Raw genomic sequence first — 22,620 nt, forward strand, 5'->3', positions numbered from 1 at the left:
GCGGCGCGGTCAACGCCGCGCCGCGGCTTTTACATCGCTCAGAGCGAACCGTCGGCGGCGGCCTTCATGTAGGTCTCGGTGAAGCGCAGCTTGACGTTGCCGCTATCGCCGAGGATCTTGCCGTCCGGCATTTCGATGCCAATGACGTCGGCGGACGGCGCGCCATTGCCGAGCAGGCCTTTTTCGAACAGGAAGTTGCGGACGAGATCCATTGTCTTCGGCAGGCTGCCCGAGGCAGTGAAGGCAACGGCATCGGCCGGCTTGGCAAACAGCTTGGTGGCGGCAAGCTGGGATTCGAAGCCCTTGAGATCGGTACCCGATGCCTGGCCCATCGCCTCGCGTGCAGCCTTGCCGTCGGCACTGTCGGCAGTCAGCAATGCTGCAGTTTCATACCAGATGCCGGCGAGCGCCTTGCCGAAATTCGGATTGTCCTTCAGCACGCCTGAATTGGCGACCATCAGGTCGATAATCTCGCCCGGCACTTGCGAGCTGTCGAAGACCTTCTTGGCGGTGGGATCCTCGAGGATGGTCGAGACCAGCGGGTTCCAGGTGACGACCGCGGTCACGTCAGCCGTCTTGTAAGCGGCGACCATATCGGCGTCGGAGGTGTTGACCACTTTCACGTCGCGCTCGGTCAGCTTGATGCTTTCGAGCGCGCGGGCGAGCAGGTAGTGCGAGACAGAAAATTCGACGAGATTGACGTTCTGTCCCTTGATGTCGGCAAGGCTCGCTTTGTCCTTGAGGATGACGGCATCATTGCCGTTCGAGAAGTCGCCGACAATCACGGCTGTGGTATCGACGCCGCCGGCAGCCGGGATCGACAGGCCGTCCATATTGGTCAGCGTCACGGCGTCGAAGGCGCCTGCGGTATATTGGTTCATCGATTCGACGTAGTCGTTGAACTGGGTCACCTCGATCTTGATGCCGTATTTGTCGGCCCATTTCTTGACGATACCGTGATCAGCGGCGTAGCCCCAGGGCATCCAGCCGACATAGATCGACCAGGCGACCTTGAAGTCGGTCTTCTGTTCGGCCTTCGCGATGGAGCCGAGTCCCAGCGCCAGGGACGCCGTCAGTGCGGTAATCGATAGAATCTTCGAAAAAGTCTGCATTGAAATTCCCCTTTTGCTTTTCTTCAAAAGGGATCGGCAATGACCATCGTGCCGCCAATCCCTTGGCTTACGAGGTCTCCCGGGCTTTTGTCCCGCCGTGCACCCGGCGGGATGTCTCCCCTGCCGGTGGTAGCTCTCGGACCAGCCACGCCTTACGACGCCGGAACCCTAGCCACCAACTCTGCAATTATCGAAGCAAAGTGTGTGCCAAATCATAAATCATTGATTTTATTGAGAGTTTTCTGGCATCAATTCCTTAGAAAATACAATAGTGCATGCACTTGCACAGAAAATGTGCACATTCTGCCGTCGCCGTAGGCGTTGGTTCTTTTTTGCCCAATGAAAGACAAGTCGCGGGCAGAAACGCACAGGACGCCGAATTGCGGCTGCCCTGAGCTAGTTCCGGAAAGCGCCGGCCGGGACCGTCGTCACCAGCCGGATGTCGCGGCGGAAGTCCGAGGGCGACATGCCGGCGATATGGCGGAAGGATTTGTTGAAGGCGCTGATCGAGCCGAAGCCGCTGTCCATCGCCACCTGCAGCACGTTGGCGCCCTCGCTCATCAGCATCGCCTGGGCGCGCGACAGCCGCAGCAGCGTCACATATTTGCTGAGCGTCATGCCGGTTGATCGCTTGAACAGGTTCATCGCATATTTCGGATGCAGGTCGGCGGCGCGGGCGATATCGACCGAATCGATGTCGTGCAGGAAATTGGCGGCGATGAAATCGCACATGCGCGCGACGCTGCGCGAGGAATGCGGATACGGGTGATCGCCGTCGAGATTGATGGCCGCCTGCGACGTCATCGAATAGGGTTCGAGCGCGATCCGCTCGATGCGCAGCAGCAGCTCGTCGACGGCGTGCTGGGCCTTGGCGGGATCGCCTGAGTTGGCATAGCGGAACCAGCGGGTGAAGTTCTCCCTGTCGGCGGCATCCGTTGCCGAGGTCAGCAGCGTCTCGCCCTTCATCAGCCGGCTGGAAACGCTGATCGGCAGGCGCAGCCGGAAGAAATAGACGAGCGGCAGATGGGCGCCGGCATAGAGCGAATCATCCGAGGATTCGTCCATCTGATGCGGCTGACCACCCCAAAAGAGGCACATTTCGCCGGCGTTCAGCCGGAATTCGTGGTCGCTCATCCGGTAGTGCACGGTGCCGTGCATCACGTAGTTGACCTCGACCTGCGCGTGCCAGTGCGGCATGGCCATAACAGGCGGATGGGCATGAAACATCTGCAGCGCTGTCGGCAAACCCTCGATGCTGCTCGCGCCGGGCTGGTAGATTGCACGTGTGCCGACCTTACTTTCCGCCAAATTCATGTTCCCTTTTTAGGAGACACCCGCTCCCTTACAGATAGTCTAACCGCGTTCGTGAAAGATCGGCAATTGAAAAGGGAGGATTTTCAATGCGCTTCAAACTTCTCGCTGCGACCGCAGCTGTCGCAGTGCTTGCTTCCGGCTCCGCATTCGCGCAGTCGGCCAATCTCACCATCTGGAGCTGGAATGTCGCTGCATCGGCATTGAAGTCCACGCTTCCAGGCTTCAACAAGCAGTTTCCCGATATCAAGATCACCGTCGAGGACCTCGGCAACAGCCAGGTCTTCGACAAGACGCTCGCTGCCTGCGCTGCCGGTGGCGACGGCTTGCCCGACATCGTCAGCATCGAGAATTTCGAGGCTGAAATCTTCTGGAGCCGTTTCCCGGATTGCTTCGCCAATCTGAAGGAGCTCGGCTACACGGCCGATATCCAGGCGAAATTCCCTGATTTCAAGCGCACCGAGCTTGAAGTCGGCGATGTCGCCTATGCCATGCCGTGGGATTCCGGTCCTGTCGCCGTCTTCTACCGCCGCGATCTGTACGAAAAGGCCGGCGTCGATCCGAGCACGATCAGCACCTGGGACGATTTCATCGCTGCCGGCAAAAAGATTTCCGCCGCCAATCCCGGCGTCGTCATGGCGCAGGCCGACTTCAACGGCGACAGCGAATGGTTTCGCATGATCGCCAACGAACAGGGCTGCGGCTATTATTCGACCGACGGTCAGAACATCACCATCAACCAGCCGGCCTGCGTCGCCTCGCTGCAAAAGGTGAAGGAGATGAAGGATGCCGGGACGCTGACGTCGGCCAACTGGGACGAAAAGATCCAGGCCAATACCGCCGGCAAGGCCGCAAGCCAGCTATATGGCGGCTGGTATGAGGGCACCGTGCGCTCGACCTCTCCCGATCTCAAGGGCAAGTGGGGCGTCTACAGAATGCCGAGCCTGACCGCCGATGGCCCGCATGCGGCCAATCTCGGCGGTTCGTCGCTCGCCATTTCGGCGACATCCGCGAATAAGGAAGCCGCCTGGAAGTTCGTCAATTACGCCCTCGGCACTGATGAGGGTCAGATCACCATGCTGAAGGAGTTCGGTCTGGTTCCGTCGCTGCTTTCGGCCGAGAAGGATCCCTTCGTCAATGAGCCGCAACCCTATTGGGGCGGCCAGAAGGTCTGGGCCGATATCCTGGCGACACTGCCGAAGATCGTACCGAGCCGCGGTACAGCCTTCCAAAGTGATGCGGAAGCCATCTTCAAGGCAACGCAGACGAAGTTCTTCGCTGGCGGCTATCCCGATGCGAAGGCGGCTCTCGACGACGCCGCCAAGCAGATCGCTTCGGCGACCGGCCTCCCTATCGCGCAATGAATGACGATGCCGGGCGCTTCAGGCGCCCGGCTTTCCCCCGGTTTGCAAAGCGGCCGGTCATTCGCTCGTGAGGAGGAGGCTTGATGCCGTTCAGAACCCGGAGCGCCTATGCGTTCCTCGCCCCCTATCTGCTGGTCTTTGCCACCTTCTGGGTCTGGCCGATCATCAATTCGTTCCTGATTTCGTTTCAGAACACGCGAATCAACCCGTGGAAATTCAGTTTCCAGGCCAATTGGGGCCGGCTCTTCTATGACCCGGCCTTTTACAATGCTCTTTACAATACGCTGATCATCCTGCTGATTCAGGTACCGGTGATGATCGCACTCGCGACGGTCATGGCGGTAATGCTCAATTCGCCGCTGCTGAAAGCGCGGCCGCTCTTCCGCTTCGCCTTCTTTGCGCCCGTCGTCGTCGGCGAGGTCGCCTATGCTGCCGTCTTCCGGCTGATGTTCAGCCTCGATTTCGGCATCATCAACAAGCTGATCTCGGCCGTCGGTCTCAGCCCGGTCTCCTGGTTCGACAATGCAAATGCCGCCATGGCGCTGATCATCCTTGCCGTCACATGGCGCTGGGCGGGCTACAACGCCATCATCATCCTCGCCGGCCTACAGTCGATTCCTGACGATGTCTATGAGGCGGCGACACTCGACCGGGTGAGCAAGGTACAGCAATTCTTTCATATCACCCTGCCGCTTCTGAAACCGATCATCCTCTTCTGCGTGGTTCTTTCGGTGATCGGCACCATGCAGCTCTTCACCGAGCCCTTCCTGATCACCAATCGTGGCGGTCCCGGCGGCGGCACCGAGACGCTCGGCCTGCTACTTTATCGCCAAGGCTTCACCTCGCTGAACTTCGGCTATGCCTCGGCGATCGCCTATACGATGGCTGCCCTTGCCGTGGCGATCTCGCTTCTCAATCTCTGGGTCGGGAGGGATCCGAAATGAGATCCAAATCGCAATCCCTTCTGCTGCGACAGATCGCGCTGCATGCCGCACTGGCGCCGCTTGCGATAATCTGGCTGTTTCCGCTCTGGATGATGTTCGTCTTCTCGACGATGCCCGACAACGGCATCTTCAGCCCTGACATCGTGCTCTGGCCATCGACCAACTTCGTCGAGAATTTCAAGAACCTGCAGGCCGATACCGATTTCATCGGCGCCATGGTGATCTCCGTCGGCGTCGCGCTCATCTATACGGTCCTGTCGGTATTGCTGACCTCGATGGCGGGCTGGGCGCTGGCGCGGTACCGTTTCGTCGGCCGCTCCATCGTCATCGCCATCATCCTCGGCACGATCACGCTGCCGTTTTCGGTGGTGGTCATCCCGCAATTCATCATGGTGGCACGCGAATTCAAGCTGGCAAACACCTGGGTGGCGCTGATCGTGCCGCCGCTCTTCAATTCGCTCGGCGTGCTGTTCATGCGGCAATCCTTCTCGATGATGCCAGGCGAGCTTTTCGATGCGGCCAGGGTCGAAGGCGTCAAGGAATGGCAGATCTTCCTGCGCATCGCCCTGCCGCTGGCGCGCCCGACCATGGCGGCATTGGCGATCATCCTCTTCCTCGCCTCGTGGAACAACTACCTCTGGCCGCTGCTGATCAATTCCAAACCGGGAATGATGACGGCGCCGGTGGCACTGGGAACGCTGATCGGCCTCACCAAGGTCTCATGGGGCGGCATCATGGCCGGCGCGGTGCTGCTGACGGCGCCGATCCTTGTCGTCTTCGTGGCTCTCCAGCGCCATTTCATCGCCGGCATCGCGGCCGGCGCAATCAAATAATCGAACAATAGGGAGGCCGCATGGCAGAGCTTTCACTCAGCAACATCGTCAAGCGCTTCGGCGGCTTTGAGATCATCCACGGCGCCAATCTGGAGGTGAAGGACGGCGAATTCGTCGTCTTCGTCGGCCCCTCCGGCTGCGGCAAGTCCACGCTGCTCAGGATGATCGCCGGCCTCGAGGACATTACATCAGGCGAGCTTCAGATCGGCGGCAGGGTGGTCAACGACGTCGAGCCGGCTGATCGCGGCATCGCCATGGTCTTCCAGTCCTATGCGCTCTATCCGCACCTGACCGTCGAGGAAAATTTGAGCTTCGGCCTGCGCATGAACGGCAATCCGAAGGCCGATACCGAGCGGCGCGTGCGCCATGTCGCCGAGATCCTGCAGATCACTGAGTTGATGAAGCGGCGGCCGAAGCAGCTTTCCGGCGGCCAACGTCAGCGCGTCGCGATCGGCCGCGCCATCGTCCGCGAACCCCAAGTCTTCCTGTTCGACGAACCTTTGTCGAACCTCGATGCGGAACTGCGCGTGCAGATGCGCGTCGAAATATCAAGACTGCACAAGCAGCTCGGCACGACGATGATCTACGTCACCCACGACCAGACGGAAGCGATGACACTCGCCGACAGGATCGTCGTGCTGCGCGCCGGCAATATCGAACAGATCGGCGCGCCGCTCGACCTTTACGATGATCCCGCCAACCAGTTCGTCGCCGGTTTCGTCGGCTCGCCGAAGATGAATTTCCTGAAGGCCGTGGTGGTTGAGACGCAGCCGGGTCGGGTGGTGATTGCCTTGGAAAGCGACGCCAATACGCGCCTGCCGCTGCCTGTCGCTGATCCGATCGAAGCCGGCGCAAAGGTGACGCTCGGCATCCGTCCCGAACATTTCGTCGATGCGGGCATGGGCGATGCCGACCTCACCGTCACCATCGACGTCGCCGAACATCTCGGCAATACCAGTTACATCTACGCCACCATCGGCCCCGAGCAACTGATCATCGAGCGGCCGGAATCGCGCGTCGCCGGCAATCGCGAGACGCTGACAGTCGGCCTTCCCGCCAACCGCACATTCCTTTTCGACGGCGCCGGTAAACGGCTTCGCTGAACCAAATCCCAGGACAGAAAGACGAAAGAGGATTTTCCATGACTTCAGATCAACCGATCCGATGGGGCATCATCGGCCCCGGCACCATCGCCCGCACCTTTGCCGATGGCGTCGCCCATTCTCGCACGGGGAAGCTGGTGGCGATCGCTACCCGCAATCCGGCAAAGCCGGGTCTTGCCGAAAACTTCCCCGGCGCCCGCATCGTCAACGGCTACGAGGCGCTGCTTTCCGACCCCGAAGTTGATGCTGTCTATATCTCCGTGCCCCATACCGGCCACGCCGAATGGGCGATCAAGGCGGCACGCGCCGGCAAGCACATCCTGGTGGAAAAGCCGATCGCACTCTCGGCCTATGATGCCGAAGCGGTCTATTACGAGGCGAAAAAAGCCGGCGTCTTTGCCGGGGAAGCCTTCATGTACCGCGTGCATCCGCAGACGGAGAAACTGGTCGAACTCGTCAAAAGCGGCGTCATTGGCACTGTCCGTATCATCCGCTCGAGCTTCGGCTTCAACATGGGCAGCTACAAGCCGGAACACCGGCTTTTCGCCAACGACACCGCCGGCGGCGGCATTCTCGATGTCGGCGGTTATCCGGTCTCGATGGCCAGATTGATTGCCGGCGCCGCAGAGGGCAAGGCCTTCCTCGAACCGGAGAAGGTCTCGGGCGTCGCCCATCTCGGCCAGAGCGGCGTCGATGAATGGGCATCTGCCGTGCTCAAGTTCCCGAACGAGATCATCGCCGAAGTCTCCTGCTCGATCATGGCGCAGCAGGACAATGTGTTGCGCATCATCGGCTCCGAGGGCCGGATCGAGGTCCAGGACTTCTGGTTTGCCTCCGGCCACAAGGGCGGCGTCGGCAAGATCGAGATCTTCAAGGGCGGCAGCCGAGAAACCGTCGAACTCAGGGAGGATCGCTGGCTCTATTCCTTTGAGGCGGACGCGGCAGGCGACGCCATCCGCGCCGGCAAGACCGAATTCAGCTCTCCAGGCATGAGCTGGGCAGATTCGATCGGAAACCTGCGGGTGCTCGACCAGTGGCGTGCCTCGGTCGGCCTCGAATACGGCGTGGAAAAAGCCAGCAAACGCACGGCAAACATTGCCGGCGGCGCGATCGCGCGCGGCAACAGCGTTCCGCAGCGTGAAATTCCCGGCATTTCCAAGCCGGCCTCGGTCGTGACCCTCGGCTTCGAGTTCTTTCCGAACTTCGCCTCTGCCTCGCTGACGCTCGACGCCTTCTACGAGGCCGGCGGCAATGCCTTTGACACGGCCTATGTCTATGGCGGTGGCAAGACGGAAGCGATCTTCGGCGACTGGCACACGAGCCGCATGGTGCCGCGCGAGGAGATCGTGCTGATCGGCAAGGGCGCGCATTCGCCGCTCTGCTATCCCGATATGATCACAAAGCAGCTCGACCAGTCGCTTTCCCGGCTGAAGACTGACTATGTCGACATCTATTTCATGCATCGCGACAATACCGACGTGCCCGTCGGCGAGTTCGTCGATGCCATGGATGCCGAGGTCAAGCGCGGACGCATCCGCGGCATATTCGGTGGCTCGAACTGGACGCGGGCGCGCTTTGACGAGGCGATCGCCTATGCCGAAAAGACCGGCAAGACGGCGCCGGCAGCACTGTCCAACAACTTCTCGCTCGCCGAGATGCTCGACCCGATCTGGGCCGGCTGCGTTGCCGCTTCCGATGACGACTGGAAAAAGTGGCTGAACGACAAGCAGATCCCGAACTTTGCCTGGTCGAGCCAGGGTCGCGGCTTCTTTACCGATCGTGCCGGCCGCGACAAGCGGGCTGATGAGGAAATCGTCCGGGTCTGGTATTCCGAGCGCAACTTCGGACGTCGCGACCGCGCCATCGAGCTTGCCAGCAAACTCGGCCGCAATCCGATCCATATCGCGCTTGCCTATGTGATCGCCCAGCCTTTCCCGGTCATTCCACTGATCGGGCCGCGCACCGTCGCCGAGTTGGAAGACAGTCTCTCGGCGCTCGACATCAAGCTGACGCCCGATCAGGTGAAGTGGCTGGAAGGCTGACGCAACAGCAAAGGGCGCGGTTTGAACCGCGCCCTTTGCTTTTCTACTTGCGCGGCTCGGAAGCTTTCTTCCTGGCCGCGTCGTCCATCAGCTCGTACCACATGGCGTTGAGAACGGCGAAAGCCGCGGCCAACGGCAGGCCGAGGATCCATGCAAAATACCACATCGTTTGGTCTCCCTCAGAGCAATTCCAGGAAAAGTGCGAAGCGGTTTTCCGTCCGGAATTGCGTAAAAACAAAAGGTTAGAGCGGTTCTCCTGAATCGCTCTAGTAAGCGTGGCTGTTCTTGTCGGTGATCGACTTCTCATCGACCTTGCCCCACAGAACCTTGTAGACCCAGGCTGTGTAGGCGAAGATGATCGGCAGGAAGATCACCGTCACCACCAGCATGATGAACAGCGTCATGTGGCTGGAGGACGCATCCCAGACCGTCAGGCTCGATCGCGGATCAAGCGAGGAGGGCAGGATGAACGGGAACATCGACAGGCCGACCGTCGAGATGATGCCAAAGATCGCCACCTTGCTGAAGAGCAGTGTCATGACCTCGCGCCTTACCCGCATGGCGATGAACGCCAGCGCCGCGCCGACGAAGCCGAGGACGGGCGCGATGATCATCCAGGAATGAGCGGCGTAGTTGGTAAGCCACGCGCCTTTCTCCAGCGCTACGGTCTTCAGCAGCGGATTGGAGGGACCGATCGGGCTAATATCGCTGGTGATGCGATAGCCACCGACACCGATCCACAGGAAGAGGCCGCCGAGTGCGAAAAGCACGATAACGGCAAGGGCGGCGATGCTGCCATAGGTTCTGGCACGCACTGCGACCGGGCCACTCGACTTCAACACCAGCCAGGCCGCACCATGCATCGTCAGCATGGCTAGTGAAAGCAGGCCGCAGAGCAGAGCATAGGGGTTGAGCAGGGCGAAGAACGAGCCCTCGTAGAAGATCCGCATATCGTCGGCAAAGCGGAAGGGCACGCCCTGTAGCACGTTGCCGACTGCGACGCCGAAGATCAGCGACGGCACGAAACCGCCGACGAACAGCGCCCAGTCCCAGCCGCTCCGCCAGCTGGCGCTTTCCCGCTTCGAACGATATTTGAAGCCGACTGGGCGCAGGATGAGCGCGAAGAGGATCGCGAACATCGCCAGATAGAAGCCCGAGAAGGACACCGCATAAAGCGGCGGCCAGGCGGCAAAGATGGCGCCGCCGCCGAGGATCAGCCAGACCTGATTGCCCTCCCAGGTGGCGCCGATGGTGTTGATCGCCACGCGCCGTTCCGTATCGGTCCGGGCAACGAAAGGCAGAAGGGTGCCGACGCCGAGATCGAAACCGCCTGTTGTCGCAAAGGCGATCAGCAGCACGCCGAGCAGCAGCCACCAGATGAGACGCAGGGTTTCATAGTCAATGAGTTCGTGAAGGATCATGGCAGGTCACTCCGCGGCGGGGACGAGGGTTTCGGAAATCAGAACCGCTTCCGGCTCGTCGTCCGGCTCCGGTCCTTGCTTGATTGCCTTGATCATCAGGCCCATCTCGATGACGATCAGCGTCGTGTAGAGCGCCGCAAAACCGATGATGGTCAGAAGCACGGTGCCGGCGCCGAGGCTGGACACGGCGGCGGCCGTCGGCAACACGCCTTCGATCACCCAGGGCTGGCGGCCGAACTCGGCGACGACCCAGCCGAGTTCGATGGCAACCCAGGGCAGGGGGATCGCCAGCACGGCAATCTTCAGAAGCAACGGATATTTGTCGAGATGGCGGCGCGCCGACAGCCAGAAGAAGGTGGCGGTCAGCAGGATGAAGAAGATACCGAGGCCGACCATGATGCGGAAGGACCAGAAGAGCGTCGGCACGTGCGGGATGGTATCGCGCGCGGCCTGAACGATCTGCTCGTCGGTCGCCTGGCGAGGATCGTCGACGTAGCGCTTCAGAAGAAGAGCATAACCAAGATCATGGCCGAGATCCTCGAAGGAGCTGCGCACTTCCTGCGCAACCTGATCCTGCGCCGGTGCCGAACGGATCTGCATCAACGCGTCGTAAGCCTTGATGCCATCGCGGATGCGGGTTTCGGCCTGCTGTTCGAGCTTGTCGATGCCGGGGATTTCGGTGGTCAGCGACCGCGTGCCGATCAGGCCCATGACCCAGGGAATGTGCACGGCAAAATGCGTTTCGCGGGATTCCTGGTCGGGGAAGCCGAAGGCGGTGAAGGCCGCCGGCGCCGGTTCCGTCTTCCACATGCCCTCGATTGCCGCGAGCTTCATCTTCTGGTTCTCGGTCGCGAGATAACCGCTCTCATCGCCAAGGACGACGACCGAAAGCGCCGAAGCGAGGCCGAAGGAGGCGGCGACCGTCATCGAACGCTTGGCAAGCTCGATATGCCGGCCCTTGATTATATACCAGGCCGAGACGCCGAGCACGAAGATCGAAGCGCAGACGTAACCTGCCGATACCGTATGGACGAATTTAGCCTGGGCCACCGGGTTGAAGACCACATCGAAGAAGCTTGTGATCTCCATGCGCATCGTTTGCGGATTGAGCGCCGATCCTACCGGGTTCTGCATCCAGCCATTGGCAATCAGGATCCACAGCGCTGAGAAGTTCGAGCCGAGCGCCACAGCCCAGGTGGCGACCAGATGGCCGACCTTCGACAGTTTGTCCCAGCCGAAGAAGAACAGCCCGACGAAGGTCGCCTCGAGGAAGAAGGCCATCAGCCCTTCGATCGCCAGCGGCGCACCGAAGATGTCGCCGACATAATAGCTGTAATAGCTCCAGTTCATGCCGAACTGGAACTCCATGACGATGCCGGTGGCGACGCCGATCACGAAATTGATGCCGAACAACGTGCCCCAGAATTTCGTCATCTGTCGCCAGATCTGGCGGCCGGTCATGACATAGACGGTTTCCATGATCGCCAAGAGCACGGACAGGCCGAGCGTCAAGGGCACGAACAGGAAGTGGTAAAGCGCCGTCAGCGCAAATTGGAAGCGCGAAAGTGCTACGATATCTAGTTCCATTGTCTTCTCCCACGGTCCCACGGGGTACGGGCGTTCCTCAGCGCCGACGGCGCGTGAGGGCAATCTTGCTCAGTCCGGTCGAAGCCGGTCGAGCGCCTTTTCGAACGCCGCCTCACCGCGGCGCGAAATTTCTGTGATGCGACCGCCGTCGATGACGACGATGCGGTCTGCGATCATAGCCTCCCGGCGGATATGCGTGGCAATCACCAGCGAGCGCCCCGCCGCCATGGCTGACAGACGGCTGAGCACGTCTCGGGCGGTGACGCCATCGAGCCCCTCGGTCGGCTCGTCGAGAAGCCAGAGCGGCGTGTCGCGCAGGAAAAGCCGGGCAAGCGCCAGCCGGCGCGATTGGCCGCCCGAAAGGCCGAGCCCGCCTTCGCCGAGCGGCGTATCGATGCCCCCCGGCATGGCCTCAATATCGGCAAGCAGGCCGGCAGCAGCGAGCGCTTCGCGAAGGCAGGCCTCACTTGCACTGGGGTTCGCGAGACAGAGGTTGCCGCGCAGGCTGTCTTCGAAGAGCTCCGTCCGTTGCGTCAGCAAGGTCGTCGCCATCGCGGCAACACTTCCCGTCCTTGCCGGCAATTCGCCGGCAAGGACGGCTAGCAGGCTCGACTTGCCGGCGCCGCTGCTGCCGATGATGGCCAGGTGTTCGCCTTGTGCAAGCGCGAGCTCGATGCCCTGGAGCGCCGGCACGGCAGAGTTTTCATGCAAGGCTGATACCTTCGCCAGCGAAAAAGCGCATCCCGGCAATGGCGCCACCAATGCTTCAGGTGCCGCCGCGACGGCAAGCCGCGGCGCGATACGCCTTGCCGCAAGCAGTGTCCTGCCGAGTTCCAGGGCACCGCGGCGCAGCGCAGCGAAGGGTTCGACTGCCGCAAAGGCGACAAGCAGGCCGAGTGCGGCGACAGGAGCGGTAATCACCTTCGTTTCCGCAAGTACCGCAACGGCAAGCAGCGATGCTGTGAGCAGCACGGTGGAGACAAGGCCGAAGCCGAATGTCAGGCGGGTCTCGACGCGGTTCAACCGGTCGTCGGCGCGGGCGGCGTAACGATCGGCCGCGGCAATCGCCTTGCTCTGCGCCGCAAGCCGGCCGGCCATCAGCAGATCGGTCTGGCCGGCGACGAGATCGATCGTCCGCGACCGCAGCGCCTCGATGCCATGGGCGCGTTGGCGGGCATGTTTGCGCGCCGCCCGGCCGGCAATCAACGGCAGGCCAAGGCCGGCACCGGCGAGAAAAAGGCCGAAGCACAGGCCGAACAAGGGATGGATCAGCCCCAGCACGAGGCTTGCCGCCAGTGCTGCACCGATCGCGACAGCAGCCGGCACGAGGATGCGCAGGTAGAGGGAATCGAGCGCATCGATATCGGCCGTCAGACGGAAGAGCAGCCGTGCGGGACGGTGTGCTAGCGCGCGGGCAGCACTCGGTTCGGCAAAGCCGCGAAACAGCCTTTCGCGCAGGGCGGCGAGCACGCCGAGCGTTGCATCATGGGTCGCAAGCCTTTCGCCGTAGCGTGCGACTGTGCGGACAATGGCGAGAAGGCGGATGCCGGCTGACGGCGCAAAGACGTCGAAGGTGATGGCGACAGCGGCCGAAAGGCCGGCGAGCGAGGTGGCGGTGATGAACCAGCCGGACAGGCCGAGCAGGGCGATGCCAGCTGTCACCGTCGCCGCCGAAAGGGCTGCGCCGAGCAGCAGCGCACGCCGGCGCTCGGCAAGGAACAGACGCAGGATCGGCTTGAGGTCTGCAGCAAATCCGCTCATTCGGCGGCCTCCCTCATGACGATGTCTGCATCGACGCGCATGGCGCGATGCATGCGGGCGGCAAGCAGCGGATCGTGAGTCGCAACGATCAAAGTACGGCCCCTGGAGAGCGAAAGCAGGCTCTCGGCAACCTCGGCGGCTGTGGCGGCGTCGAGATGCGCCGTCGGCTCGTCGGCCAGGATGATCCGGAGACGCGGGTTGCAGGCGGCCCGCGCGATCGCAAGCCGTAGCGCCTCGCCGCCGGAAAGCCCGATCCCGCCTTCGCCAAGCGGCCGGTTGCCATAGGCGGCGGCGACCTTTCCGAGCCTGGCGGCGCCGAGCGCATCCGTCACGTCGCCGCTTGAGATACCGGGCCTGCCGAGCGCGATATTGCCGGCGATGGTGCCTGCGAAAATATGCGGTCTCTGGCCGATCCATGCCATGCTGGCCCGCAAGGCGGCAGCGGTGTCATCCGCAAGTTCCATGCCGCCGATGACGATGCGTCCGCCGGTACAGGGCGTCAGCCCTGATATGAGCGAAAGAAGCGTCGACTTGCCGGAACCGCTTGCGCCGAGAAGCGCCAGATGTTCGCCGGTCGCGATATCGAGGTTGAAACCGTCAAGGATCAACGGCTCGGCGGCGTTGTAACGGAAATCAACATTCTCAAGACGGATGGCCGGCGCTTCGACGACGGCAGATGCTGCTGGCGCGACTTCGGTTGCGCCTCGGATGAACAGGCCGCCGGCAGCGAGGGCGTCCAGGGCTTTCAGCGCCGCTTCGCCGGCCGCCCGATCGTGCCAGACAGCCGAGAGTTCGCGCAGGGGCTCGAAGAAGGCCGGTGCCAGCAGCAGGATGAACAGTCCCTCGGTCAGGTCGAGCCGGCCCACCCAAGTGCCGAAGCGGATCTCGCCGAGCAGGCTGAAACCGACATATACGGCAATCATCGCCACGCCGAGTGCGGCGAAAAGCTCGAGCACCGCCGAGGACAGAAAGGCGATCTTCAGCACCGCCATGGTGCGCACACGCAGCGACTCCGCCTCCGACCGCAGGCGCAGTGCCGTTGCATCGACTGCGTCGAGCGCACGGATGGTCTGCAGTCCGCGCAGTCGATCGAGCAAGAAGCCGTTGAGGCCGCCGGTGGCGACGAGCTGTTTTTCGCTGGCCGCCTGAGCACGCCAGCCGATCAGCGCCATGAAGATGGGGATCAGCGGCGCGGCGAACAGCAAAACCAGCGCGGCGATCCAGGAGACTGGAAGGATGAAGGCAAGGATGACGAGCGGCACAAGGCTCGCCTTCATGCGCGCCGGCTGGAAACGGGCAAGATAGGGCACGATCAGTTCGGCCTGTTCGCCAAGCACGCTCGCGGCTTTGCCCGAGGCAGGCCGGCCGCGATCGATGGGCGACGACATGGAAAGTGCCGCGGCGGCAATCTGCCGCCTGCGGCTGAGCTCGCCGCGGGCGGCTTGAAAGGCCAGGCGGCCGCCAGCCGCGTCGAGACAGCTTCTTGCAAATCCGAGGGCGAGGATGCCGAGGGCTGGCCAGAGGACGTCATGCAATCCGCCGCCATCGGCGATGCGGCCAACCGAGACGGCCAACAACCCCGCCTGCGGGATCCAGACGGCGGCGGCCAGCGCCTGCAGCATTGCCGCTCTGCGCAGCCCGCCTTTCGCATCATCTAGGCCGGTGACGGGCGAGACTGTATCGCCGTCCGGCAACGGCTCGGTCGCTTGTCTGTCCTTCGCGTCGAAGAAAGCAGTGCCCATGGCGCTAACTCTTGTTCGCAGGATTCGGCCGGCGGCTGCGGCCGAGCGAAACGACCCGGTCCTTGGCTTCCAGAAGCTTGGTCACTTTCGCGCCCAGCGAGAGTAGCGTTGCAAGCCTTTCTGTTTCAAGTTGTTTTACGTCCTCATACCAATGCGTCAGCTGCTCGATCAGCGTGTGCATCTCGCTCATGCGTTGCTGCGCATGCCGCTCGGCTTCGCTGGCTGGCCGTTGCATCAGGATCTCACGCAGAACCGACAGCGTCGGATCGACTTCACGCTTCTTTCTCTCTTCGGCAAGCGTCCTCAATATGTGCCAGACATCATCCGGCGTGGTGAAGAAATCGCGACGATCGTCCGGCCTGTGTTTCAGGATGACGAGGTTCCAGGCCTGCAGTTCGCGCAGGCTCATCGAAACATTTGAACGCGAGATGCCGAGCGACTCGGCGATCTCCTCCGCGCAGACCGGCGCGGGCGAAACGAAGAGCAGGGCATAGATCTGGCCGACCGTGCGGTTGATTCCCCAGCGCGATCCCATTTCGCCGAAATGGAGAACGAAGGACTGGACGAGAGGCGGAAGGTTCATGGTCATTTCCGTTGCGTCTGTGATTTCAGAAATTTCTGAAATCACTATACTGACTTTCGGGTCTCGCCGGCAATCGGCAAGGCAGGCCTGCGTCAATTTGGATATCCCTTCGTCGATCGTTGGCTAGATATAGCCGGGTGCGACGTGGCTGGATTTGACTTGGGTCAAGTCCACAGCACTTTGCAGCGATGACACAGAAACGCCCGGCGGTGCGTTACGCATGCCGGGCGTTCTGTCGGATCGCGATGTCTAGGCCGCGGCCCAGTTAATGCCGTCAGGCTCAGATCAAGCCGGCCAGGATGCCGACGCCGGCAATGGCGGCAATGCCACCTGCCGTGCGCGTCACGAAGACGCCCTGGCGTTCACCGGCGCGGCCGATGATGTAACCAATGGCGAGACCGGCGACATGCAGCAGCGCCGTCGCGGCCATGAAGCCGGCGGCATAGGCGGCACCGGCGGCATTTTCCGGCATTTCGGCGCCGTGTGCATGACCGTGGAAGATGGCGAAGAGGCCGATGATGCCGAGTGCTGCGGCGAGCGGCGCCTTGACGTTGAGCGCAACAATGGCGCCGAGGACGACGACGGAAAGCGCGATGCCAATTTCAACGAAGGGAACATGAATGCCGGCAACGCCGAGAGCACCACCGAGTGCCATAACCAGAACGAAGGTCGTCGGCACGAGCCAGGTGGCGCGGCCGCCGAGCTGAAATGCGAAAACACCGACCATCACCATGGCGAGGACATGATCGAGGCCAGACATCGGATGGGCAAAGCCATGGCTGAAGCCGGCAGCTTCGCCGATGGCGGGATGGGCGGAGGCGACGGCTGGAAGCGCTGCGGCAGCCAAGGCAAGCAGGCCGCTCTTGATTGCTGATTTCATTGCTCGATTCCCTCGTGAGTTTTCGAATATCCTGCGGCGGCCGAACACCGGCATGGTTCCAAGTCGCGCGTATTACGCTAGTTCAAAGAATTCTCGCCGTCAACGAAAACTCCATGAAATACAAGCCAATTCAAGTGCTTATCTGATAGGCAGATGCCGCTTTCGATAGCTCCTTCCAACGCCCAGCGACTCAAGATCGAACTGGAAACGGTCCCCCACAGAGGCTATCAATCGTCCGGCAGAGACGGCGCAGACCGCCGTGATGGAGGAGACGCCATGACGAATACCAAACGGGCGCTGGCGATCAGCGCGCCCGAGCCGCGCACGCTCGATCTGATCTTCAGCGACAGCGCGCGCGCCGAACTGCATGCGAAATATGAGATCGTCGAGGCCGATCCCGAGAACATCGCCGGTCTCGGCGACGAGATCCTCGGCAAGGCGCGCTACATCATCGGGCAGCCGCCGCTTTCGGCCGACACGCTGGGACGTATGCCGGCCTTGCGCTCGATCCTCAATGTCGAAAGCAATCTTCTCAACAACATGCCCTATGAGGTGCTCTTCCAGCGCGGCATCCATGTCGTGACGACAGGCCAGGTCTTTGCCGAGCCCGTCGCCGAAATCGGCCTCGGCTTCGCACTGGCCTTGGCGCGCGGCATCGTCGATGCGGACGTCGCCTTCCGTCAGGGCACCGAACTCTGGGGCGGCGAGGGCAATTCGAGTGCGCGGCTGCTCGCCGGTTCCGAGATCGGCATCGTTGGCTTCGGCGATCTTGGCAAGGCGCTGCGCCGGCTCCTGTCCGGCTTCAGGGCCTGCATCAGAGTGTTCGATCCCTGGCTGCCGCGCTCGATCCTCGAGGAAAACGGCGTCGAGCCGGCAAGCCTGGAGGACATCCTGACGAAGAGCGATTTCGTCTTCGTCGTCGCGGCCGTCACCAGCGAAAACAAGGGATTTCTCAGCACGGAGGCCTTTGCCAGCATGCGCAAAGGCGCGGCCCTCATCCTCCTCAGCCGCGCCGATGTCGTCGATTTCGATGCGCTGATGGCGGCCGTTTCCTCGGGCCACATCGTCGCGGCGAGCGACGTCTACCCGCAAGAGCCGCTGCCGCCCGATCATCCGGTGCGAAGCCTGAAGGGTTTCATCCGCTCGGCGCATCGGGCCGGAGCACTCGACAGCGCCTTCAAGAAGATGGGCGACATGGTGCTCGAAGACATGGACCTGATGGATCGCGGCCTGCCGCCGATGCGGTGCAAGCGGGCGGAACGCGAAACAGTCTCCCGCATGCGTTCCAAACCGGTCGCGGTGAATTAAAGCATGTCGCGCAAAAGTGTGCGGCGGTTTTGCGATAACGACATGCGTGAAAATTAGAATCTAAAGCGCAAGGAGCGGATCTGAAAGATTGCGACGCGCTTTAGAGCAAAATGCTGATTTGGCGCGTCGCGTTAGGCGGCGCGCTGTTCGGCACCCTGGATCGCCGCAAGCTTCCAATCGGCGCCAGACCTGCGCACGAAGGTCCAAACCTCGGTGCTTTCGCTCGGGCGGCGGTCGTCGCCGGAAACCACGCGGCCGCTGTCGCGTTCGACCATGGCGTCGATCGAGGAATAACGCATAGCGAGCGTCGCATATTCCTGGCCGTCTTCGCGCCAGGCCTCGGCGATGTCGCCCTGCAGCAGCTTGACGTCGGAGACGCGGTTGCGCACGCCGTTGGTAGCGTTTTCGCCGAGTTCCTCGGCAAGATAGGACATCGCCTCGGGCGTCGTCAGCCGGCGCAAGGTGCCGTAATCCTCGGCGCCGTAAGCAGTCTGCACTTGGGTGAGCAGTTCCTCGAACTGATCGAGATCGGCCTGCGCCAGCCCGATCTCGTCGCTCGGTCGATTGCCGCGCGACGGCTGGCCGGAACCGGCGCCCGAACCGATCGTCGGGATCTGGAAGGACGAATTGTTCGTGGGCGACATGTTATAGGACTGGCTCTGGCCGCCGACGCCGTAGGAAGGCTGGCGACGGTTGGCGAAATAACGCATGGCGAGCATGACGGCGCCGCCGATCAAGACGATCTGCAGCAGCATGCCGAGAAAACCGAAGCCGCCGCCGAAACCGTGACCGAGCAGCATGCCGAGAAGGCCGCCGGCAATCAGGCCGCCGATCATCGAACGGCCGAATCCGCCGAAGAGACCGGGGCGCTGAGCGCCGAGGGGCTGTTGCGCGGTAGCAGGCGCGGTGGTCTGCGGACGTGGCGTCATCGACCTTTCGATCGGTGCTGCGGTTCCAGGCGCGGTGCTGGTGACAGGCGGTGCCTGGAAGGTGCGCGTGCCGCGGCTTCCGAAACCGCCGCTTCCGGCGCGGCGCGCCTCGGCATCGTCAAGGGAAGCAAAAACGGTAGCGCTCGTCAGAGCGGCAATTGCCGCGATCTTGGCAAAACGCGAAACGGCACTTGGCATTCCTGATCTCCTGTCATGCGCAATCACGGCATGTTGAGACCTAATATAGGTAGTCTTTCCGGAGTGTGAAGCTCTTCAGCTCCGTTACTGGCAGACGTCGACCCAGCTGGCGCCAGTCAGCTCAGCCAGCCGTCCGGTTTCGATGCGCACGGCCGAGTTCGTCGAGCCGGCCGCCGGCACGACTTCATCGAAGCGTTTCAATGAGATATCGCAATAGATAGGCAGCGGCGAGGGGAGGCCGAAGGGGCAGACGCCGCCGACCGGATGGCTGGTGACCGCTACGACCTCTTCGGCATCGAGCATGCGCCCCTTGGCTCCGAACGTGTCCTTGAACTTGCGATTGTCGAGCCTTGCCATGCCGCCGGCAACGACCAGCATCATCTGCTCGCCGACACGCAGGCAGATCGTTTTGGCGATCTGGGCCGGCTCGACGCCATGGGCTTCGGCGGCAAGTGCCACCGTCGAGGAACTCTCGGCGGTTTCGATGATTTCGATATCGGGTGCGTGGGCACTGAGAAAGGCGCGGACAGATTCAAGGCTCATGGCGCAATGCTAGACCAGGAAAAGCGCAATTTGAAGCGTAAAAGACGCCCGTCGAAAACCGCCGCTTGCAAGTCGTGCGGACATCGTCATAATAATTTTGCACACGTGCTCAATTTTGTCATTCGGCCGTTACGTTCAACCCCTAGAGCGGGATACGCCACGTTTTCGTGGGGTTTCGGAGCGGTCATCATCAGCAGTACTGACCCGTCAAGAGGCCTCACACTGCTCTTCTAGGGAGACGAAGAAGATGACCATTTTGCCGACACTGAAATCCTTTGCCGTCGTAGCCGCCATCCTGGCGTCGACCTCTGCAATTGCACTCGCCAAGGACGTTCACATCAGCGTCTGGGCCGGCGGCACCGGCCCGAACGACGTCTATCGCCTCGACGCCATCGAGATCGCAGCCCAGCAGCTGCAGCGTGAAGCCGCTCTCAAGGGCGAAGACCTGAAGATCACCGTCGAGAAGAAGCCTTATTCGGCCTGGGAGGACTTCAAGCAGGCGCTGACCCTTGCCGCCGAAGCCAAGACCGCCCCGAATATCGTCGTCAGCGGCCATGAAGACATCGCACCCTGGTCGCAGGCCGGACTGATCGTTCCGATCGAGGATTATGTCGATCTCGATTCATGGCCGCTCAGCGACATCTATGAAAACCTGTTGAAGATCGCATCCTACAACGGCACCGTTTACGGCATTCCGCAGGACGCCGAATCCCGCCCGATGTTCTTCTGGAAGCCTTACATGAAGGCGATCGGTTACACCGATGCCGATCTGGACGCGCTGCCGCAGAGCGTCCAGGACGGCAAGTACACCATGAAGAACCTGCTCGAAGACGCCAAGAAGATGCAGGACAAGGGCCTCGTCCAGGCCGGCTACGGATTTTATCCGCGCACCAGCAACGGCCCTGATTACTGGCAGTTCTACACCAGCTTCGGCGGCACGATGGAGGAAGGCGGCAAGCTCGTTTTCGACAAGGCCGCGATGACCCGCACCTATCAGTTCTTCGCCGATGCCGTGAAGGCCGGTGTCACCAAGAAGAACCACATCGGCATGCCGGGCGACCAGTGGTGGAAGGAAGTCGCCACCGGCAAGGCCGGCATCTGGGATGGCGGCACTTGGCACTATGCCCGCCTCGTCAACCAGGAAGGCCTGAAGGACTTCTTCGGCAACGTGATCTTCACGCTGATCCCCGCTGGCGAAGGCGGCAAGGCCAACACGCTGACCCACCCACTCGTCTACCTGCTGACCGCGGGCCACGACAAGGAAGACACCGAGATCGCCGCCCAGCTGGTCAAGATCGCCTCCGAGCCGCGCACTAACGCGCTGCATGCGGTCAAATCAGCCCATCTCGGCATCTCCAAGTCGGAATCGACGGTCGACTTCTACTCGGCTGACCGCTGGACCCGCGAAGCCACCGAGCGCCTGCTGCCGCATGCCAATGCCATGCCGAACAATTCCGATTTCGGCAAATATTGGAACATCATGTGGAAGAACCTCGAAGCATCCTGGACCGGCGCCAAGACCGTGGACGCCGCGGTCAGCGATGCAGAGAGCGAGCTGAAGAGCACGCTCGGCGACAAGATCGTCATCCGTTAAGATTGAAGCACTCATCCGGGCGGCGGCAGCGCCGCCCGGTCGGTCCGCGACGAGGGGGCTTCCATGAAATCGTCCAGAACGCTCGGACTGGTGATGATCGCGCCTGCCGCGATCATGATCATTCTCTTCTTCCTGATGCCGGTCGTTCTGACGGCGGTCTTCTCGATGACCAGCATGACGACGGCGACCGGCATATCCGGCGGTGTCTACCAGATCGCACCGAATTCCCTGGTCGCGCTGAAATCGGCGGTACCAGAGATTGCCGCCGAGATGGCCGAACCGCGCTACGCGATCGACGAGGCGGGCCTCAAGGCCATTGAAGGTCTCGGGCTTGCGCCGGGGATTGCTGGGGAATTGCGCGCCAAACATGCAGGTGAGGTGTTCACGGCACGCCGCGACGTCGAGCGCATGCTCAAGGATCTTGCCGACCGGCCTTCGACGCGCGACGTCAAGCAGATCTCCGAACAGTTCAACCGCTCCGTCCTCAACACCCGCTTCGACAGCAAGGAGCAGCTCTTTTCGGCGCTGGATGGTCTGGGTTTCAAACTGACACCTGAGCAGAAGGAAACGGTCGCCAAGGCCACTTATACCGGCTGGGTTTGGACGACCGACAATTTCTCGCGCATGACCACCTCACCCGACATGGCGCGCGTGCTCTTGAATACCGTGCTCTACGTCGCGCTGGTGCTGATGCTGTTCAATGTCGGCTATGCGCTGCTGCTTGCCATCTGGACGCATTACATGCCGCCGACGCCAGCCTCGATCTTCCGCGGCATCTGGCTCCTGCCGCGCATTACCCCCGTCGTCATCTACGTCATGCTATGGAAGTGGCTTGCCTGGGATACCGGCTTCATTTCGATCCTGATGGGCAAGTTCGGCTATCCGCCGAAGAACTACCTTCTCGACAACGCCTATAACGCATGGTTCTTCGTCGTGCTGATCAACGGCTTCATCGGCGCCTCGATGGGCATGTTGGTTTTCTCCTCGGCGATGAAGGCCATTCCGAAGAGCCAGTTCTATGCGAGCGAGGTCGACGGCGCTTCGCGCTGGCAGCAGATCCGCTACATCATCCTGCCGCAGATGCGTTGGCCGATCCTCTTCGTTACCTGCTACCAAACCTTGTCGCTCCTTGCCTCCTTCAATGAAATCCTGCTTGCCACCAATGGCGGACCGGGCAACGCGACCGAGGTCTGGGCGCTCTCCGCCTATCACACTGCGCTCAGAAACTATGCCGGCAATCTCGAATACGGGTTGGGTGCCGCCATGGCGCTGGTGCTCGTCGTCATCGGCGTCATGCTGTCGCTCCTTTATCTGCGCGTCTTCAACTACGGCACGCTTGTCGCCAAGCCCTTGATCGAGGATTGA

The 22,620-nt window shown here is 61.7% G+C and carries 19 protein-coding genes and 1 riboswitch; of the genes, 8 read left to right on the forward strand and 11 right to left on the reverse strand.

Annotated features, from left to right (window positions below; all coding sequences use genetic code 11):
- Positions 1 to 38: 38 nt before the first annotated feature.
- Positions 39 to 1,112: a putative urea ABC transporter substrate-binding protein gene (locus tag U5G49_RS34425; RefSeq protein ID WP_047622182.1), complete on the reverse strand. Its 1,074-nt coding sequence runs from the start codon at positions 1,110 to 1,112 to the stop codon at positions 39 to 41.
- Between the two features lie 74 nt (positions 1,113 to 1,186).
- Positions 1,187 to 1,295: riboswitch (guanidine-I (ykkC/yxkD leader) on the reverse strand.
- A gap of 213 nt (positions 1,296 to 1,508) precedes the next feature.
- Positions 1,509 to 2,426 (reverse strand): helix-turn-helix domain-containing protein, encoded by a 918-nt coding sequence (locus U5G49_RS34430; protein ID WP_193445117.1) that lies wholly within the window; start codon positions 2,424 to 2,426, stop codon positions 1,509 to 1,511.
- A gap of 86 nt (positions 2,427 to 2,512) precedes the next feature.
- On the opposite strand from U5G49_RS34430, the gene U5G49_RS34435 reads away from it, so the two are divergent.
- The 5 genes from U5G49_RS34435 (at position 2,513) to U5G49_RS34455 (ending at position 8,709) form a co-directional block, all read left to right on the forward strand.
- Positions 2,513 to 3,787 (forward strand): extracellular solute-binding protein, encoded by a 1,275-nt coding sequence (locus tag U5G49_RS34435; RefSeq protein ID WP_018247019.1) that lies wholly within the window; start codon positions 2,513 to 2,515, stop codon positions 3,785 to 3,787.
- 83 nt (positions 3,788 to 3,870) lie between these two features.
- Positions 3,871 to 4,731 (forward strand): carbohydrate ABC transporter permease, encoded by an 861-nt coding sequence (locus U5G49_RS34440; protein ID WP_018247018.1) that lies wholly within the window; start codon positions 3,871 to 3,873, stop codon positions 4,729 to 4,731.
- A complete protein-coding gene (locus U5G49_RS34445; RefSeq protein WP_018247017.1) occupies positions 4,728 to 5,564 on the forward strand; it encodes a carbohydrate ABC transporter permease in 837 nt (278 codons plus the stop codon). The genes U5G49_RS34440 and U5G49_RS34445 overlap by 4 nt, the downstream gene beginning before the upstream one ends.
- A gap of 20 nt (positions 5,565 to 5,584) precedes the next feature.
- Complete coding sequence (locus tag U5G49_RS34450; RefSeq protein ID WP_105010140.1) at positions 5,585 to 6,667, forward strand: ABC transporter ATP-binding protein; 1,083 nt, start codon at positions 5,585 to 5,587, stop codon at positions 6,665 to 6,667.
- 38 nt (positions 6,668 to 6,705) lie between these two features.
- The gene (locus tag U5G49_RS34455) at positions 6,706 to 8,709 is read left to right on the forward strand and encodes an aldo/keto reductase (RefSeq protein ID WP_193445116.1); all 2,004 of its coding nucleotides are present in this window, start codon (positions 6,706 to 6,708) and stop codon (positions 8,707 to 8,709) included.
- Positions 8,710 to 8,752: 43 nt separating this feature from the next.
- Here U5G49_RS34455 and cydX read toward each other — a convergent pair whose 3' ends face one another.
- The 7 genes from cydX to U5G49_RS34490 form a co-directional block, all read right to left on the reverse strand.
- Positions 8,753 to 8,875 (reverse strand): cytochrome bd-I oxidase subunit CydX, encoded by a 123-nt coding sequence (gene cydX, locus U5G49_RS34460; protein ID WP_017957645.1) that lies wholly within the window; start codon positions 8,873 to 8,875, stop codon positions 8,753 to 8,755.
- Positions 8,876 to 8,975: 100 nt separating this feature from the next.
- Entirely contained in the window at positions 8,976 to 10,130 is a 1,155-nt protein-coding gene (cydB, locus tag U5G49_RS34465; RefSeq protein ID WP_018448947.1) for a cytochrome d ubiquinol oxidase subunit II, read from the reverse strand.
- A gap of 6 nt (positions 10,131 to 10,136) precedes the next feature.
- Positions 10,137 to 11,717 (reverse strand): cytochrome ubiquinol oxidase subunit I, encoded by a 1,581-nt coding sequence (locus U5G49_RS34470; protein ID WP_193445115.1) that lies wholly within the window; start codon positions 11,715 to 11,717, stop codon positions 10,137 to 10,139.
- Between the two features lie 69 nt (positions 11,718 to 11,786).
- Entirely contained in the window at positions 11,787 to 13,478 is a 1,692-nt protein-coding gene (locus tag U5G49_RS34475; RefSeq protein ID WP_193445114.1) for an amino acid ABC transporter ATP-binding/permease protein, read from the reverse strand.
- Positions 13,475 to 15,220, reverse strand: a complete 1,746-nt coding sequence (cydD, locus tag U5G49_RS34480) for a thiol reductant ABC exporter subunit CydD (RefSeq protein ID WP_193445113.1) — start codon at positions 15,218 to 15,220, stop codon at positions 13,475 to 13,477. Before cydD ends, U5G49_RS34475 begins: the two co-directional genes overlap by 4 nt.
- 4 nt (positions 15,221 to 15,224) lie before the next feature.
- Entirely contained in the window at positions 15,225 to 15,803 is a 579-nt protein-coding gene (locus U5G49_RS34485) for a GbsR/MarR family transcriptional regulator (protein ID WP_026188818.1), read from the reverse strand.
- Between the two features lie 280 nt (positions 15,804 to 16,083).
- Positions 16,084 to 16,683: a HupE/UreJ family protein gene (locus U5G49_RS34490; RefSeq protein ID WP_028732473.1), complete on the reverse strand. Its 600-nt coding sequence runs from the start codon at positions 16,681 to 16,683 to the stop codon at positions 16,084 to 16,086.
- A gap of 276 nt (positions 16,684 to 16,959) precedes the next feature.
- Here U5G49_RS34490 and U5G49_RS34495 point away from each other — a divergent pair, with 276 nt between their 5' ends.
- The gene (locus U5G49_RS34495) at positions 16,960 to 17,991 is read left to right on the forward strand and encodes a hydroxyacid dehydrogenase (RefSeq protein ID WP_131647155.1); all 1,032 of its coding nucleotides are present in this window, start codon (positions 16,960 to 16,962) and stop codon (positions 17,989 to 17,991) included.
- A 131-nt stretch (positions 17,992 to 18,122) separates the two neighbouring features.
- On the opposite strand, the gene U5G49_RS34500 is transcribed toward U5G49_RS34495, so the two are convergent.
- Together U5G49_RS34500 and U5G49_RS34505 are read right to left on the reverse strand one after the other, a co-directional pair.
- Positions 18,123 to 19,118 carry a Tim44 domain-containing protein gene (locus U5G49_RS34500; protein WP_168299621.1) on the reverse strand — a complete coding sequence of 332 codons (996 nt, stop codon included), beginning with the start codon at positions 19,116 to 19,118 and terminating at the stop codon, positions 18,123 to 18,125.
- A gap of 84 nt (positions 19,119 to 19,202) precedes the next feature.
- Positions 19,203 to 19,661: a YbaK/EbsC family protein gene (locus tag U5G49_RS34505; protein WP_028732471.1), complete on the reverse strand. Its 459-nt coding sequence runs from the start codon at positions 19,659 to 19,661 to the stop codon at positions 19,203 to 19,205.
- Positions 19,662 to 19,908: 247 nt separating this feature from the next.
- Here U5G49_RS34505 and U5G49_RS34510 point away from each other — a divergent pair, with 247 nt between their 5' ends.
- Both U5G49_RS34510 and U5G49_RS34515 read left to right on the forward strand, forming a co-directional pair.
- Positions 19,909 to 21,255 (forward strand): extracellular solute-binding protein, encoded by a 1,347-nt coding sequence (locus tag U5G49_RS34510; RefSeq protein WP_193445112.1) that lies wholly within the window; start codon positions 19,909 to 19,911, stop codon positions 21,253 to 21,255.
- Between the two features lie 63 nt (positions 21,256 to 21,318).
- Entirely contained in the window at positions 21,319 to 22,620 is a 1,302-nt protein-coding gene (locus U5G49_RS34515) for a carbohydrate ABC transporter permease (protein WP_193445111.1), read from the forward strand.

This window comes from Rhizobium indigoferae, assembly GCF_034554815.1.
GTDB lineage: Bacteria > Pseudomonadota > Alphaproteobacteria > Rhizobiales > Rhizobiaceae > Rhizobium > Rhizobium leguminosarum.